This window comes from Streptomyces sp. AgN23 (genome assembly GCF_001598115.1).
GTDB classification, from domain to species: domain Bacteria; phylum Actinomycetota; class Actinomycetes; order Streptomycetales; family Streptomycetaceae; genus Streptomyces; species Streptomyces antimycoticus.
Genome location: NZ_CP007153.1, coordinates 7785313 through 7800850, shown reverse-complemented (window position 1 = coordinate 7800850; position 15538 = coordinate 7785313). Strand labels below are relative to the sequence as shown.

Annotated in this window: 11 protein-coding genes; 3 read left to right on the top strand and 8 right to left on the bottom strand. The window is 73.0% G+C overall.

The features are described from left to right. Positions 1 to 14: 14 nt before the first annotated feature. Positions 15 to 677: a GntR family transcriptional regulator gene (locus AS97_RS33870; protein WP_228054182.1), complete on the bottom strand. Its 663-nt coding sequence runs from the start codon at positions 675 to 677 to the stop codon at positions 15 to 17. 372 nt (positions 678 to 1049) lie between these two features. On the opposite strand from AS97_RS33870, the gene AS97_RS33865 reads away from it, so the two are divergent. Beyond that, positions 1050 to 2210, top strand: a complete 1161-nt coding sequence (locus AS97_RS33865) for a DUF2637 domain-containing protein (RefSeq protein ID WP_059141780.1) — start codon at positions 1050 to 1052, stop codon at positions 2208 to 2210. Between the two features lie 125 nt (positions 2211 to 2335). Here the strand turns inward: AS97_RS33865 and AS97_RS33860 are convergent, their stop codons facing one another. Continuing rightward, positions 2336 to 2752 carry an ATP-binding protein gene (locus AS97_RS33860; RefSeq protein WP_059141869.1) on the bottom strand — a complete coding sequence of 139 codons (417 nt, stop codon included), beginning with the start codon at positions 2750 to 2752 and terminating at the stop codon, positions 2336 to 2338. Between the two features lie 250 nt (positions 2753 to 3002). On the opposite strand from AS97_RS33860, the gene AS97_RS33855 reads away from it, so the two are divergent. Further along, a complete protein-coding gene (locus AS97_RS33855) occupies positions 3003 to 6161 on the top strand; it encodes a glycoside hydrolase family 38 C-terminal domain-containing protein (RefSeq protein WP_125760337.1) in 3159 nt (1052 codons plus the stop codon). A 95-nt stretch (positions 6162 to 6256) separates the two neighbouring features. Here the strand turns inward: AS97_RS33855 and AS97_RS33850 are convergent, their stop codons facing one another. From AS97_RS33850 to AS97_RS33840, 3 genes are all read right to left on the bottom strand, one after another. Beyond that, positions 6257 to 7999 carry a pyruvate dehydrogenase gene (locus AS97_RS33850; RefSeq protein ID WP_086706050.1) on the bottom strand — a complete coding sequence of 581 codons (1743 nt, stop codon included), beginning with the start codon at positions 7997 to 7999 and terminating at the stop codon, positions 6257 to 6259. Between the two features lie 89 nt (positions 8000 to 8088). After that, the gene (locus AS97_RS33845) at positions 8089 to 9837 is read right to left on the bottom strand and encodes a protein phosphatase 2C domain-containing protein (protein WP_210566189.1); all 1749 of its coding nucleotides are present in this window, start codon (positions 9835 to 9837) and stop codon (positions 8089 to 8091) included. Positions 9838 to 10021: 184 nt separating this feature from the next. Beyond that, on the bottom strand, positions 10022 to 11470 hold the full coding sequence (locus AS97_RS33840) for an NAD(P)/FAD-dependent oxidoreductase (RefSeq protein ID WP_210566188.1): 1449 nt from the start codon (positions 11468 to 11470) through the stop codon (positions 10022 to 10024). Positions 11471 to 11631: 161 nt separating this feature from the next. On the opposite strand from AS97_RS33840, the gene AS97_RS33835 reads away from it, so the two are divergent. Continuing rightward, on the top strand, positions 11632 to 12030 hold the full coding sequence (locus tag AS97_RS33835) for a PPOX class F420-dependent oxidoreductase (protein WP_059141775.1): 399 nt from the start codon (positions 11632 to 11634) through the stop codon (positions 12028 to 12030). A gap of 12 nt (positions 12031 to 12042) precedes the next feature. Here AS97_RS33835 and rsgA read toward each other — a convergent pair whose 3' ends face one another. From rsgA to AS97_RS33820, 3 genes are all read right to left on the bottom strand, one after another. After that, on the bottom strand, positions 12043 to 13152 hold the full coding sequence (gene rsgA, locus AS97_RS33830; protein ID WP_059141774.1) for a ribosome small subunit-dependent GTPase A: 1110 nt from the start codon (positions 13150 to 13152) through the stop codon (positions 12043 to 12045). Positions 13153 to 13399: 247 nt separating this feature from the next. Further along, on the bottom strand, positions 13400 to 14725 hold the full coding sequence (locus tag AS97_RS33825; RefSeq protein WP_247204570.1) for a YhjD/YihY/BrkB family envelope integrity protein: 1326 nt from the start codon (positions 14723 to 14725) through the stop codon (positions 13400 to 13402). A gap of 207 nt (positions 14726 to 14932) precedes the next feature. After that, positions 14933 to 15487 carry a hypothetical protein gene (locus AS97_RS33820; protein WP_059141868.1) on the bottom strand — a complete coding sequence of 185 codons (555 nt, stop codon included), beginning with the start codon at positions 15485 to 15487 and terminating at the stop codon, positions 14933 to 14935. Positions 15488 to 15538: the final 51 nt, after the last annotated feature.

Genomic DNA, 15538 nt, shown 5'->3' with positions numbered 1-15538 from the left:
CGCCCCCACAGCCCTCAGACCGTCGGGACGAAGTGGGCGCGGGTGAGGGACTCGACCGTGTCGAGGTCGCGGGCGGCCAGGGCGTCGAGGAGGGCCATGTGCTCCTCCGCGTCGGCGACGAGGTCGGCGGTGCGGGTCGCCCGGCCGCAGGCCAGCGGCCACTGGGCGCGGCGGTGCAGGTCATCGGCGACGATCACGAGCTGCTGATTTCCGGCCAGTCCGAGCACGGTCTGGTGGAAGGTGCGGTCCGACTCCAGGTAGGCGGCCCGGTCACCCCTCATGGCGGCCGCCGCCGTCGCCTCCGCGAAGGGCCGCAGCCCGGCCCAGCGCTCGGGCGCTATCGCCTCCGCCAGGCTGAGCATCACCGGGACCTCCAGCAGCGCCCGCACCTCGGCGAGCTCGGCCAGATCGCGCTCGCTGCGGCGGGAGACCCGGAAGCCCCGGTTGGGCACCACCTCGACGGCGCCCTCGCCGGCGAGCTGCTGCATGGCCTCCCGTACGGGGGTGGGAGAGACGCCGAAGCGCTCGGCGAGGACCGGGGCCGAGTACACCTCGCCCGGGATCAGCTCACCGCCGGCCAGCGCCTCCCGCAGGGCGTCCAGGATCTGGCCGCGCACCGAGTGGCGGCGCGGAGACCTCCGTGCCGCGGGCACGCCGCAGGAGGGCGGCGGCTCCATTGCCACCTGTGCTTCGGACTGCTCCACTCCGGTCCTCCTGACATCCCGTCGAACGATATGCGGAGGCCGCGCCCGGGCAAAGCCCGTAAACATCATTTAAGGTGGCAGTAACGTTACGCCTCGTACACGGACAGTACGCCCTCGGCAAGCCGATTGGTCGGATTACCCGCGATCGGGTTCCGTGAATAGAATCAAGCCGCTTGCACAGCGCAGGTGTTCGGATCGCATCGCACCTATTCGCGTGTCCCCCCGCCTACTTGGCGGCCTCTTGTCCCAAAACCGCTCGAGGCCCGGCAGGACTCCGCCAGGATGTCGCGCGCGGTAGGCCGCACTGCGGCCGGAACTTCATGGAAGCCAATCAAGGGGCACCGGATGAGACTGACCGACATATCGCTGGTTCTGCCAGTCGTCGTGGCGCTCGCCGGCGTCGTGGGGGCGGCGGTTGTCCTCGCGCGCGGCCGACGGAAGAAGGACGAGAGCGTCATCACCGACTCCTGGGAGCGCAGCGAAGAGCGTCGGCGCCGTAAGGAGGCCATCTACGGGATGGCCGCCTATGTCCTGCTGTTCTGCTGCGCCGGGGTGGCCGCAGCGCTCTCCTTCCAGGGCCTGGTGGGCTTCGGCCGGGAAAACCTGGCGCTGACCAACGGCTGGGAGTACCTGGTGCCGTTCGGTCTCGACGGCGCGGCGATGTTCTGCTCGGTGCTGGCGGTGCGGGAGGCCAGCCACGGTGACGCGGCGCTCGGCTCGCGCATGCTGGTGTGGCTGTTCGCGGGTGCGGCGGCCTGGTTCAACTGGGTGCACGCACCGCGCGGCATGGGCCACGCGGGCGCCCCGCAGTTCTTCGCGGGCATGTCGCTCTCGGCGGCGGTCCTCTTCGACCGGGCCCTGAAGCAGACCCGCCGGGCGGCACTGCGCGAGCAGGGCCTGGTGCCCCGGCCGCTGCCGCAGATCCGCGTCGTCCGCTGGCTGCGCGCTCCGCGCGAGACCTTCGCCGCATGGTCGCTGATGCTGCTCGAGGGCGTGCGGACGCTGGACGAGGCGGTCGAGGAGGTCCGCGAGGACCGGCGCGAGAAGGAGAACAACCGCGCCCGCCGGCGCGACCAGGAGAAGCTGGACCGGGCCCGGATCCGGGCGATCAACCGGCAGCACCGGATGTGGGGCCGTCGCGGCGGCCGTCAGGTGGAGGTCACCGCCGCCACCGCGCAGCCCGCACAGCTCAGTTCGGAGCCTGCCATAGGCGACAAGGTGCTGGAGACCGCCGGGGCCCCGGACCAGGGTCAGCTGTCCGCCGCCTCCGCCCGGCCCGCCCTGCGGTCCGCGGGTGGCGCCGAGGCCGGACTCGGCGACCTGGACCGCGACCGGAACAGGGACCGCGAACGGGATTTCAGCTTCGGCTTCGGTGAGAAGGACAAGGACTCCGAGGCCGACCGTCCCCACACCATCGACCTCACGGCCGAGGACGACACGCTCACGATCCCGCGGCTGGACTCCCTCGAGGAGAAGCTGGCGCAGATCGAGCGCGCCTTCGGCTGAGCGGGCGGCCGGGGCGGGGACGCGGGTCCCCGCCCGCCGCTCGGCGGCTCCGTAACCACACGCGCAACGCGCCACACGCCGCGCGCCCCCAACGCGCCGCACGCCCAACGCGCCGCGGAGCGCGGCTACGGAACGCCTTCCGCTTCGAGTTCGAACCACAAGACCTTGCCCACCCCGTGCGCTCGCACGCCCCAGGCGTCCGCGAGCGTATGCACCAGCAGCAGTCCGCGCCCGGATGTGCTGTCCTCCGCGGGCCGGTCGCGCAGCGTCGGGTGCCGGGACACGAAATCCCGCACCTCCACCCGTAATCGTCCGGTGACGCGCGCGCCCGGTCCGTCCCCCAGCGAGGCCGTGATCTGTGCGCCACGGCCGGTGTGCACCAGCGCGTTGGTCACCAGCTCGCTGGTGAGCAGCTCGGCGAGATCGGCCCGGCCGGGCCCGCCCCAGTGCCGCAGCATCTCCCGCAGCTCCGCTCGGACCTGCGCCACCACCGCGAGATCGTCGTGCGCCAATCGTTTGGTCAGGACCGGGCCGTACTCCACCGGAACAGCCTCCGCGGCCTCCGCGGCCTTCGGCCTCGCATCCGGCCGACCGTGCCCGGGCATCCGGGCCGGCCGTACAGGCTGACGCTTCATCCTCCCCCGCCCCGGCCGCCCCGAGGCGGCGGCCAGCGTCGAATGTCGTCGAACGCGCTCACGGAAATGCATGCCCGGGTGTTGGCATCCACACACCGAGGGAAATGCTGGGAGTGATCCGCTGAGTGATCCACCGAGCTCGAGCCGAGGAGCCGTGATGCACGACGACCGACCATTGGTGGAGGGCCGCCTGGACCGCGCGCTGCGCCAGTTCATCAGGCCCGCCCAGTACACGGCCCGGGTGCCGCTGACCCTCTCCGCGTGGCGCACCCCCGGGGAGCCGGTGCCGGTCGCGGAGGCGCTGAGCGGCACCTACGAGCCGTTCACCACCGGCACGGACTGGGGCAGTCCGTGGTCGACCTGGTGGTTCCGGCTGGAGGGCAGCGTGCCCCCGGAGTGGGCGGGGCGGCGGGTGGAGGCCGTCATCGACCCGGGCTTCACCGACGACGCCCCGGGGTTCCAGGCCGAGGGGCTGGTGTACGACGCGGAGGGCGTGCCGATCAAGGGCATCCATCCGCGCAACCGCCATATCCCGGTCGCGGCCCCCGCGGCCGGCGGCGAGCCCGTACGGCTGCTGCTGGAGGCGGCGGCCAACCCGTCCGTGCTGCGCGACGGCTTCATCCCGACCCGGCTCGGCGATGTGCTGACCGCGGGGGACGAGCCGCTGTACCGCTTCGCCTCGGCGGAGCTGGCCGTCCTCGACGAGACCGTCTGGCATCTGATCCTGGACATCGAGGTCCTCTCGGAGCTGATGCGCGAGCTGCCGGCGGACCGGCCGCGCCGCCATGAGATCCTGCGCGCCCTGGAGAACGCGCTGGACGCGCTCGATCTGCACGATGTCCCCGGCACCGCGGCCGCCGCCCGCGCCGAGCTGACCGACGCGCTCAGCCGTCCCGCGCACTCCAGCGCGCACCGGGTCTCGGCGGCCGGGCACGCCCATATCGACTCGGCGTGGCTGTGGCCGCTGCGCGAGACGGTGCGCAAGGCGTCCCGCACCTTCGCCAATGTCACCGCCCTCGCGGGCGAGTATCCGGAGCTGGTCTTCGCCTGCTCGCAGGCGCAGCAGTACGCCTGGGTCAAGGAACACCAGCCGCATATCTGGGAGCGGATCAAGAAGGCGGTGGCGGACGGCACCTGGGCGCCGGTGGGCTCGATGTGGGTCGAGTCGGACGCCAATATGCCCGGCGGCGAGGCGCTGGCCCGGCAGATCGTGCACGGCAAGCGGTTCTTCCTGGAGGAGCTGGGGGTGGACACCGAGGAGATCTGGCTGCCGGACTCCTTCGGCTACACGGCCGCCTTCCCGCAGCTCGCCAAGCTGGCGGGGGTGAAGTGGTTCCTCACCCAGAAGCTGTCGTGGAACCAGGTCAACAAGATGCCGCACCACACCTTCTGGTGGGAGGGCATCGACGGCACCCGGGTCTTCACCCACTTCCCGCCGGTGGACACCTACAACGCCCAGTTCAGCGCCTCCGAACTCGCCCACGCCGAGCGGAACTTCGCCGACAAGGGGCTGGCGACGCGCTCGCTGGTGCCCTTCGGCTACGGCGACGGCGGTGGCGGCCCGACCCGCGAGATGATGGAGAAGGCGCGGCGGCTCGCCTCCCTGGAGGGCTCGCCGACCGTCGAGATCCAGCCACCTTCGGCGTTCTTCACCGAGGCCGAGCGGGAGTACGGGGCCAAGGCGCCGGTGTGGTCGGGCGAGCTGTATCTGGAGCTGCACCGGGCCACGTACACCACCCAGGCCAAGACCAAGCAGGGCAACCGGCGCAGTGAGCATCTGCTGCGGGAGGCCGAGCTGTGGGCCACGGCCGCCGCGCTGCACGCGCCCGGCTACGCCTATCCGTACGACGACCTGGACCGGCTCTGGAAGACGGTGCTGCTGCACCAGTTCCACGACATCCTGCCCGGCTCGTCGATCGCCTGGGTGCACCGCGAGGCGCGGGACAGCTATGAGCAGGCCCGCGCCGAGCTGGAAGGGATCGTCGCGCAGGCGGTGGCGGCGCTGGGCGGCGACGCGCCCGCCGTGCTCAACGCCTCGCCGTACGAGCGCGAGGAGATCGCCGTCCTGGACGCGCGGACGGCGGCCGCCCTGCCGTCCGGGGCCCCGGTCCAGCCGCTGGGCGACGGCCGTACGGCGGTCGCGGTGCGGGTCGCCGGGCTGGGCGCGGCACCGCTGGGCGCAGCCCCTCAGGCGCCTGCCGCCGCCGGCGGCGCACCCCATGGGGCACCGCCGGTGACCGCGCTGAGCGACGGTCGGTCCATCGTCCTCGACAACGACCGGCTGCGGGTGACCATCGACGCCGAGGGGCTGCTCACCTCGGTGCTGGACCTGGACGCGAGCCGTGAGGTGCTGGCCCCTGGCGCCCGCGGCAACCTCCTCCAGCTCCACCCCGACCACCCCAACCACTGGGACGCCTGGGACATCGACCGGCACTACCGCCGCAGCCACACCGATCTGACCGACGCCGAGTCCGTCGAGCTGATCGAGGCCGGTCCGCTGCGCGCCACGGTCCGGGTCATACGGTCCTTCGGCACCTCGCGCATCACCCAGGAGCTGACGCTGGCCGCGGGCGACCGGCGCCTGGACATCGCCACGGAGGTGGACTGGCAGGAGTCCGAGAAGGTCCTCAAGGCGGCGTTCCCGCTGGACATCCACGCCCAGGTGTCCACCGCGGAGATCCAGTTCGGCCATGTGGACCGCGCCACCCACACCAACACCAGCTGGGACGCGGCCCGGTTCGAGATCTGCGCGCACCGCTGGCTGCGGGTCGCCGAGCCCGGCTACGGGGCGGCGGTGCTCAACGACTCGACGTACGGCCACGATGTGACCCGCACGGCGCACGACACGGACGAGGGCGAGGTGCTGGGCACCACCGTACGGCTCACCCTGCTGCGCGCCCCGCACAGCCCCGACCCGGAGACCGACCTGGGCGTCCACCGCTTCCGCTACGCCCTGCTGCCGGGCGCGGGCGTCGCCGAGGCGGTCGCCGAGGGGCTCGCCCTCAACCTGCCGCTGCGCACCCTGCCCGCCGGACCGGCCGAGCGGGCACCGCTGGTGTCGGTGGACAACCCCGCGATCACGGTCGAGTCGGTCAAGCTCGCCGAGGACCGCAGCGGCGATGTGGTGGTGCGGCTGTACGAGTCCCACGGCGGCCGGGCGGCGGGCACGCTGGTCACCGGTTTCCCGGTGCTCGGGGCGGATGTGACGGATCTGCTGGAGCGTCCGCTGCACGAGGCGGCCACGGGTCCGGGCGGGCTGACCCTGGCCCTGCGCCCGCATCAGATCCTGACGCTGCGGCTGCGGCCGGTGCGGTGAGGGGCTGACGCCGGGGCCGGGCGGGCGGTCAGTGAGCTACTGACCGCCCGCCCGGCCCACGGCCTGGAAGTTCGCACCCCGGAGGCTGGAGCTGGTCAGGGACGCGGCACGTTGCGGAGGTTCGAGCGGGCCATCTGGACCATCCTGCCGACGCCCCCTTCCAGCACCATCTTGCTGGCCGAGAGCGCGAAGCCGGTCACCATCTCCGCCTTGATCTTGGGTGGGATGGACAGCGCGTTGGGGTCCGTGACGATGTCCAGCAGCGCGGGCCCCTTGTGGCGCAGTGCGGCGCGCAGCGCGGACCGCAGGTGCTTGGGCTTCTCCACCCGTTCGCCGTACGCCCCGGTGGCGCGGGCGATCTGGGCGAAGTCGGGGTTGTGGTAGCCGGTGCCGTACGCGGGCAGGCCCGAGACCAGCATCTCCAACTCGACCATACCCAGCGCCGAGTTGTTGAAGAGGATCACCTTCACCGGCAGGTCGTACTGGACCAGGGTGAGGAAGTCGCCCATCAGCATTGTGAATCCGCCGTCGCCCGACATCGAGACCACCTGGCGGCGGCGGTCCAGGAACTGGGCGCCGATCGCCTGCGGCAGCGCGTTGGCCATCGAGCCGTGGGTGAAGGAGCCGATCACCCGGCGGCGCCCGTTGGGGGACAGATAGCGCGCGGCCCAGACGTTGCACATCCCGGTGTCCACGGTGAAGATCGCGTCGTCGGCGGCCTCCTCGTCCAGCACCGAGGCCACGAACTCCGGATGGATCGGGATGTGCTTGTCCACCCGGCGGGTGTACGCCTTGACCACGCCCTCCAGCGCGTCGGCGTGCTTCTTCAGCATCCGGTCCAGGAAGCGGCGGTCGGTCTTCGGGCGCACCTTCGGCGTCAGACAGCCCAGCGTCTCGCGGACGTCGCCCCAGACGGCCAGGTCCAGCTTGGAGCGGCGGCCCAGATGTTCGGGGCGGACGTCCACCTGCACGGTCCGCACATCGGCGGGCAGGAAGGCACCGTACGGGAAGTCGGTGCCCAGCAGGATCAGCAGATCGCATTCGTGGGTGGCCTCGTACGCCGCGCCGTAGCCGAGCAGACCGCTCATGCCGACGTCGTACGGGTTGTCGTACTGGATCCACTCCTTGCCGCGCAGGGCGTGCCCCACCGGTGCCTTCACCAGTTCGGCGAAGGCCATCACCTCATCGTGCGCCCCGGCACAGCCCCGGCCGCAGAAGAGCGTCACCCGCTGCGCCTCGTTGACCATACGGGCGAGCCGGTCGATCTCCGCGTCGCCCGGGCGCACGGTGGGCCGGGACGTCACCAGGGCGTGCTCCTCGGCGCGCTCGGGCGCCGGGCGGGCGGCGATGTCGCCGGGGAGGGCGACCACGCTGACCCCGCTGCGGCCGATCGCGTGCTGAACGGCGGTCTGCAGCACACGCGGCATCTGCTGGGGGTGGGAGATCAGCTCGCAGTAGTGGCTGCACTCCTGGAACAGCCGCTCGGGGTGGGTCTCCTGGAAGTAGCTGGTGCCGATCTCGCTGCTGGGGATGTGCGAGGCGAGCGCGATCACCGGGGCCATGGAGCGGTGGGCGTCGTAGAGCCCGTTGAGCAGATGGACGTGCCCGGGGCCGCAGGAGCCCGCACAGGCGGCGAGGGACCCGGTGAGCTGCGCCTCGGCACCGGCGGCGAAGGCGGCGGTCTCCTCGTGCCGCACCTGGATCCAGTCGATCGCGGCGTTGCGGCGGATCGCGTCCACCACGGGGTTGAGGCTGTCGCCGACCACCCCGTACATCCGCCGCACGCCGGCGCGCACCAAGATGTCCACGTATTGCTCCGCCACGGTCTGCTTGGCCATCGCGCGCCCTCATCCCTCTCGTCCCGGGTCGGCGGGATCGGTGACGCTCGTCCGGTCACCTTTCGTCCATCAACCCATGGACGGCGCGCTTACGCCTCCCAGACGGCGGCCGCCGTACGGTCGTCGGCGTAGCCCTTCACCCCGGTCTGGGCATCGGCGAGGAACGCGGCGAGGCCCGGCGCCTCCGCCGTGTCCCAGCGTTCGGCCAAGCGGTCGGCGAAGGCTGCCTCGCCGCGCAGGGGTTCGGCGAGGCCCGCGCTGCACAGCAGAAGGGTGTCGCCCGGTCGGGCGACGGAGGCGCGGAAACGGAAGGGGCCGTGGGCGCGGGCGGGATCGGAGCCGGGGTCGGGGGTGGGATCGGAGTCGGGGTCGGGGTCGGGCGCGGAGGGTGCGGCGGACGCGGGATCGGCCTGCTCATACGGCGGTTGCGGTGGTTGAGGTGGCTGCTGGGCGGGTGGGCGGCCGCCGCCGTAGCCGAGGACGGGGCCGCCCGCGGTGTCCCGCTCGCCCCCGGCCGGTTCCAGGTCCTGCCAGACGCCGTCCCGCAGCCGGAACAGCCCGCCGTCGCCGACGCCGAAGAACACCCGGGTCCGGCAGGCCGGATGCGCCGGGAGCAGCAGACAGCGCACCGACGCGGTGTGGTCGGCGGGAGCGAGGCCGCGTACGGTCGCGCCGGCGCGCAGCCGCCCGTAGGCACGGTCGGTGAGCCGGTGCAGCCCGGAGCTGAGCGCGCCGCGGTTGGCGGTGTGGATGTCCTCCGTCAGCCGGGCCTGATTGCCGCCGACCGCCGCGGCGATCCACTCGCACAGCTCGCGTGCCACCCGGTGCGCCCCCGGGGCCGCGGGCTGCCCGCTCGCCACGGCCACCAGGACGAGGGCACTGTCCCCGAACCCGAACCGCACCGCGAGCAGCGCGTCCCGCCGCGGCTCGCCTCGATAGCGGGCCGAGCCGCCGCGCAGCGAGGCCGCCCGGAGCGTCAGCGTGCCGTAACGGGCGCCCTCCAGCACGGTGTCGGGGACCAGGTCCCGGAGCTCCTCGGGGTCGACGACGGGAAGCGTGGTCGGCTCGGCCTCGTACGTGGGCGGCTCGTCGCCGACGTACGAGGCCGCGGAGGCCCGCCAGGGCCGGGAGGGGTCGGCATGCAGGTTGGTGGTGGTCCGGGGCGGAGCGGGCGGCCGGGCGTCACGTGGAGGCGGCGGGGACGGCGAGGGCGGCGAGGGCGGCGAGGGCGGCGAGGGCGGCGAGGGCGGCGAGGGGACCGAAGCCCCCGCACCTCCGGGCGCGCTCCCCGGACCGGACCGTCCGGGCGCGTCCCCTGAACCGGTGCGGTCGGCCGCGCCTCCCGGGCCGGAGCGTCCGGGTGCCTTCCCCGGGCCCGCGCGTCCGGGCCCGTCCCCTGAACCGGTGCGTCCCGGTGCGCTCCCTGAACCCGCGTCACCCTGTGAGGCACCGGCCCCCGCGCGGCCCTCTGCTGCCCCGGAGCCCGCACGGCCCTGGGAAGGCAACCCGGCGCCAGGCCGCGCCCCTCCCCGGAGAGGCGATGCGGCACCGGGCCCCTCGCCGGCGGGAGATCGCCACCCCTGCGGGCCACCTCCCGGGTCGGCGTCAGGGCCCGGGGCGGCGTCGCCCGGTTCCCCCGTCCGTGGGCCCCAGGGGGCGCCCGCGGCCGGTCTCTGGTCGCCGGCGTCCCCGGCGCCGGAGAGCGTGCGGGAGGCCGAATCGAACCGGTCGTCCACGGAGTCCGAGGCCGCGGCGGGCCCCGCGTCGGCACGCCGTGGGTCGTACAACTCGCCCCACCAGTCGTCCTCATGACGGCGTCGGTCGCCCTGCTGGCTCATCCCCACATTGTCCACAGGGAGGCTCCACGGGAACACCACGCGATGACCGGCACGAGGCCCGCCCAAGACCCGCTCAAGCCCTTCGGGACGCACCCCTGAGGCCGCCGGGCGGAGCCCCGGAAGCACCAGGAAGCGTGGGGCCGGGGCAGGGCGCTCAGCCCCGGCCTCACGCCCCCACGGCCCCTCAGCCCCGGTACGCCTCCAGGAGCCGCAGCCAGACCTCGCTGATCGTGGGGAACGACGGCACCGCATGCCACAGCCGCCCGATGGGGACCTCGCCCGCAATGGCGATCGTCGCCGAGTGGAGCAGTTCGCTGACCCCGGGACCCACGAAGGTGACGCCGATCGGATGACCCCGGTCCAGGTCGACGACCATACGGGCCTGGCCGCGGTAGCCGTCCGCGTACAGCACCGCGCCCTCGACCTGGCCCATGTCGACGTCGACGACGCGGATGCTGCGGCCCTCGGCCTCGGCCTGCTCCGCGGTCAGCCCGACCGCGGCGACCTCCGGGTCGGTGAAGACGACCTGCGGTACGGCCGCCTCGTCCGCGGTGATCGCGTATTCGCCCCAGCGGTCCGTGTCCAGCCGCGTGACGCCCCGCGCGCGTGCCCCGATGGCCGCGCCCGCGATCCTCGCCTGGTATTTGCCCTGGTGGGTGAGGAGCGCCTGGTGGTTGACGTCACCCACCCCGTACAGCCAGCCGCCCGGTACGTCCCGCACCCGGCAGGTCTCGTCGACCGTCAGCCAGCCGCCCGATTCGAGGCCCACCGTCTCCAGGCCCAGGTCATCGGTGTGCGGGGTACGCCCGGTGGCGAACAGCACCTCGTCCGCCTCGAGCCGTTCCCCGCTCTCCAGGGTGACCGTGACCGGTCCGTCCGCCCCGCCCGGCCGGGCGAGACTCTTCACCGACGTACCGCTACGGACCTCGGCCCCGGCCTCCCTCAGCGTCTCGGCCACCAGCTCGCCCGCGAACGGCTCGATCCGCTTCAGCAGCCCGGAGCCGCGCACCAGCATGGTGACGCGCGAGCCGAGGCCGTTCCAGGCCGTGGCCATCTCGCAGGCCACCACCCCGCCGCCCACGATGATCAGCCGCTCCGGCACCGTGGAGGAACTGGTGGCCTCCCGGCTGGTCCAGGGGTGGACGTCGGCGATCCCGGGCAGGTGGGGCAGCGAGGCCCGGGTTCCGGTGCAGACGGCCACGGCGTGCCGGGCGGTGAGGATCCGCTCGTCGCCGGATCCGTCCGGCGACGTCACCGCGACCCGCTGCGGCCCGGCCAGCCGCCCGTGGCCGCGCACCAAGTCGATTCCGGCCGACTCCAGCCAGGGGAGCGCACCGTCGTCCTTCCAGTCGCCGACCTGCTTGTCGCGGTGGGCGAAGACATCGGCCGCCGACAGCGCTCCGCCGACCGCCTGCCGCAGCCCCGGCACCTGGCGTGCCTCGGCCCGGGCGAGCACCGGGCGCAGCAGCGCCTTACTGGGGACGCAGGCCCAGTACGAACACTCACCGCCGACCAGCTCACGCTCCACGATCGCCGTGGAGAGCCCGGCCGCGCGGGTCCGGTCGGCCACGTTCTCGCCGATCGGGCCCGCGCCCAGCACGATGACGTCGTACTCGTCCCTGGCCTGGTTCATCGCAACTCGCTCTCGTTCCGTATCACCGTCTCAGGGTCATCGTGGCGTCGAGTTACCGTGCGCAGCCACCCGAATCGGTGATTCGGTCGAACGCTCTTGGCGCGGGTGGTGCCGGTCCGGCGTCTCATGCGCACCGGTCGCGGGCGCGCGACAGTGATCACATGACTGTTTTCACGGAACCCGAGGCCGGCTACCTCAGATCGCAGCGGATCGGCCGGCTGGCCACCGTGGACGCGGACGGCCAGCCGCAGGCGAACCCGGTGGCGTTCTTCCTCAACGAGGACGGCACCCTCGACATCGGTGGCCTGGCCATGGGCAGGACGAAGAAGTGGCGCAACACCGGGACGCATCCGAAGGTGGCGCTGGTCGTCGACAGCCTGGTGAGCGAGCGGCCGTGGCTGGTGTGCGGGGTGGAGATCCGCGGGGAGGCGGAGCGGCGCGTGGGGCCGCATGACCTCGGCGCCCAGTTGAGCGACGAGGTCATCCGGATCCATCCGCGCTGGGTGTACAGCTGGGGCCTGGAGGACGTGCCCGGGGCCACGAGCCGGGCCGTGAGCTGACCCCACGGACCGCTACGGCTTGCGCATCGGTCCGCGCTTGCGCTCCATCATGTGGCGGCCGAGCGCCTGCCGCTGCTTCCAGTCGCGCCGCATCTCGGCTCGCAGCCGCGCGTCCGTACGGGCCGCGAGCCGCTCGTTCTCCCGCAGCAGCTTGCGGTAGCTCTCCAGCCGCCGCTCCGGAAGCGAGCCGTCGTCGATCGCCGCGAGCACCGCGCAGCCCGGCTCGGCCTGGTGGGCGCAGTCGGGGAAGCGGCACCGCGCGGCCAGCTCCTCGATCTCGGCGAACGCCTGGGCGACACCGCCCTCGGCGCCCCACATCCCCACCCCGCGCAGCCCAGGGGTGTCGATCAGCACCCCGCCGGAGGGCAGGGGCAGCAGATCGCGGGTGGTCGTGGTGTGCCGCCCCTTGCCGTCGCTGTCGCGGATCGCGCGGACGTCCTGGACGTCCGCGCCCACCAGCGCGTTCGCCAGCGTGGACTTGCCCGCGCCGGACTGGCCGAGCAGCACCGAGGTGCCGGGGGCGAGGAGGGCGGCCAGCTCCGCCAGCCCCTCCCCCGTCGCGGAGCTGACCGGCAGCACCCGCACACCGGGCGCCGCCATCTCGGTGTCGGACACCAGATGGCCCAGGGTGCCCGGATCGGGCACCAGATCGGCCTTGGTGAGGACGAGCAGCGGCTGGGCGCCACTCTCCCAGGCCAGCGCGGTGAACCGCTCCACCCGGCCCAGGTCGAGCTCGGCGGCGAGGGAGATGGCGATGACGGCGTAATCGGCGTTGGCCGCCAGCACCTGGCCGTCCGAGCGCTTCGACGAGGTGGACCGTACGAGGGCGGTACGGCGCGGCAGCAGCGTGCGGACGTAACGCGGATCGCCCTCGGCGTCCACGGCGGCCCAGTCGCCGGTGCACACGATCCGCATCGGATCGCGCGGCGTCACCAGCTCGGTGTCCGCCCGTACGGTGCCCTGGGGCGTGACGAGATCGCACAGGCCACGGTCCACGCGGAGCACCCGCCCGGGCATCAGGTCCGGCGCGGCGTACGGGGCGAACGTGTCCGCCCAGCCGTCGTCCCAGCCATAGGCGGTGAGGGCGTGCGAAGACGCGGAGCCGGAGGAAGTGTTGAACACGGAGGAAACCCTTCGAAGGGCGGCCTCCGAAGAGGTGTCAGCCGGAGGCCGCAGGGGTGGAAACGAGGAACTCCTGAACGCGAGCAGCGCTCGCCACCGTGACCGTCATCAATGTCCTCACCTCCTGCTTTCCTCAACTCGTAGCACCACGGGCAACACGGAACGGGAGAACCGTAGCCCAGCCCCGCGCGAGGGCGCCATCCATTTTCCGGCGGGATGGGCGCGTCTTTCCGGCGGGGCGGGCGCGTCAGCGCACCGGGTGGTCGTCGTCCGCCGCGGTGCTGTCCGTGGCGCCGCCCGCGCCGTCCGCGGCGGACCGTACGTCCGGACGCCTCGGCCCCTGCCGGGGCGGCCGAGGCTCCCCGGACGCGTTCCCCGGGGGCTCCGAGGGCTGACCGGCGGGCTGACCGGCCGATGCCTCCGAGGGCTTCTCCGAGGGCTTCCCCGACGGCTTCCCGGCGGCCTTCTCCGCCGCCTCGCGCTTGGTGTGCAGCCGGGAGCGTATGTCCGCGTGCGGCAGGAACTGGGCCCAACGCTCGGGGAACTCCGACGGCGGGGTGATCTCCGCCGCGCCGTCGTCCGCCGTGCGCTGGCCCTTCGCCCGCAGCCGGGCCGCCTCCTCCCGGGCGCGGGCGACGCGCTCGGCACGCCCGGCGGCCGTGGCCACCGAGGGCCAGACCCGGTCGATCGCGGCGTTGACCGCCGCCCCGACCAGCACCGCGAAGGCGGACACTCCGATCCACAGCAGCACCGCGACGGGTGCGGCCAGCGAGCCGTAGATCGTCGGGCCCTCGACCGTATGGACCAGGTAGATCCGCAGCAGAAAGCTGCCCAGCACCCACATCCCGAGGGCCACCAGCGCTCCGGGGATGTCCTCCCGCCACGGCGAGCGCACCGGCACGGACACGTGGTAGAGCGTGGTGAGGAAGGCGATGGACAGCACCATCGCCACGGGCCAGTACAGGACCCGTACGGGCTCCCCGCTGGACGGCAGCAGGTCCACCACCGCCTCCGGCCCGATCACCAGCAGCGGCAGCGCCACCGCCCCGACCAGGAGCGCCACCAGGTAGAGCAGGAACGACAGCAGCCGGGTCCGGACGATCCCGCGCCGCCCCTCCAGCCCGTACATGATGGTGATGGTGTCCACGAACACGTTCACCGCGCGGGAGCCGGACCACAGGGCGATGGCGAAGCCGAGGGAGATCACATCGGGGCGGCCGCCCTTGATGACATCGTCCAGCAGCGGCCGGGCGATCTCCTTGACGCCGCGGTCGGACAGCACGGTCGCGGAGGCGTCGAGAATGTTCTGCCGGATGGTGGCCACCGTGTCGGTGCTGGTCCACGCGTCGAAATAGCCGAGCAGCCCGATCAGACCGAGCAGCAGCGGCGGCAGCGACAGCAGGGTGAAGAAGGCCGCTTCGGCGGCGAGTCCGGTGACCCGGTACTCCATGCAGGAATCGACGGTGTCCTTCAGCAGCAGCCAGGCCATCCTGCGCTTGGACACATTGCGATACAGGGCGCGGGCCTTGCGGAGCCGGCCGGACGGCTTCGGTGTTTCTTCTGCTGGCTGCACCTTCTCACCGTATCGGGCCTGTTCACCGCCGCTCATCCAGTGACCAGGCCGAACCGCCCGCGAAGGCGTCGGCGGAGGGGATGCCGCGCCGACTCGGCACCACCCTCCGCCCGCCGGGCCCACTGTCCGTGCCCGGTACGGCCATGCGCAAAGGTTGCGCCGCGTTGCAGCCGTCCGGACGGCCGGTGGGAGCGCGGCAGCCGCGGGTCAGCAGCCTCCGCAGTTGTAGTAGGTCACGTCCCAGTGGTTGCTCTCGCGTGCGTAGACGTTGCCCGAGCCGGACTTGTACTGCTGGGCGCCGTCACCGGGGCGCGGGCCGATGTTGGTGAAGGTGCCGGTGATGTAGTTGCTGAGGCAGCTGGTGGGGCTGAAGTCCAGCTTGTAGCCGTTCCAGTGGCTGTACGTACCGGAGGCGTGCCCGGTCTCGGTGCCGCCGGTGATGGTCAGCGCGCAGCCGGTGGCCCCCTTCAGCGTGCTGGCACCCTGCACGGTGGTCAGGTTGATCTGCTCGAACGAGGTGCAGGTCGGGTTGTTGCGGTCCGAGCAGCCCCCGCTGGACGTCCAGGAGATCCCGGCGCCGCGCAGCCGGTTCGCCGCGTCGGAGTGGCTGAGCTTGGTCACCGCGGCGGCGGAGGGGGCGTCGGCGGCCACGGGGGCGCTGGGGGCGGCCACCGCGCTCTGGGCGGTGAGAACGCCGGTGGTGGCGAGGACCGCGCCGCCGAGCAGGGCGCCGAGTCTGATCCGTGTGCTGGTCACAGCCATGGTCGTCTTCGTCTCCTTCATCTGCGGATCCGTGGGCCGTCTGGGACGGCG

What these genes read in the sequence shown, in the direction of transcription:
- AS97_RS33870 (WP_228054182.1), bottom strand. Translation starts at nt 677, where the DNA reads ATGGAGCCGCCGCCCTCCTGCGGCGTGCCCGCGGCACGGAGGTCTCCG.
- AS97_RS33865 (WP_059141780.1), top strand. Translation starts at nt 1,050, where the DNA reads ATGAGACTGACCGACATATCGCTGGTTCTGCCAGTCGTCGTGGCGCTC.
- AS97_RS33855 (WP_125760337.1), top strand. Translation starts at nt 3,003, where the DNA reads ATGCACGACGACCGACCATTGGTGGAGGGCCGCCTGGACCGCGCGCTG.
- AS97_RS33850 (WP_086706050.1), bottom strand. Translation starts at nt 7,999, where the DNA reads ATGGCCAAGCAGACCGTGGCGGAGCAATACGTGGACATCTTGGTGCGC.
- AS97_RS33845 (WP_210566189.1), bottom strand. Translation starts at nt 9,837, where the DNA reads ATGAGCCAGCAGGGCGACCGACGCCGTCATGAGGACGACTGGTGGGGC.
- AS97_RS33840 (WP_210566188.1), bottom strand. Translation starts at nt 11,470, where the DNA reads ATGAACCAGGCCAGGGACGAGTACGACGTCATCGTGCTGGGCGCGGGC.
- AS97_RS33835 (WP_059141775.1), top strand. Translation starts at nt 11,632, where the DNA reads ATGACTGTTTTCACGGAACCCGAGGCCGGCTACCTCAGATCGCAGCGG.
- AS97_RS33820 (WP_059141868.1), bottom strand. Translation starts at nt 15,487, where the DNA reads ATGGCTGTGACCAGCACACGGATCAGACTCGGCGCCCTGCTCGGCGGC.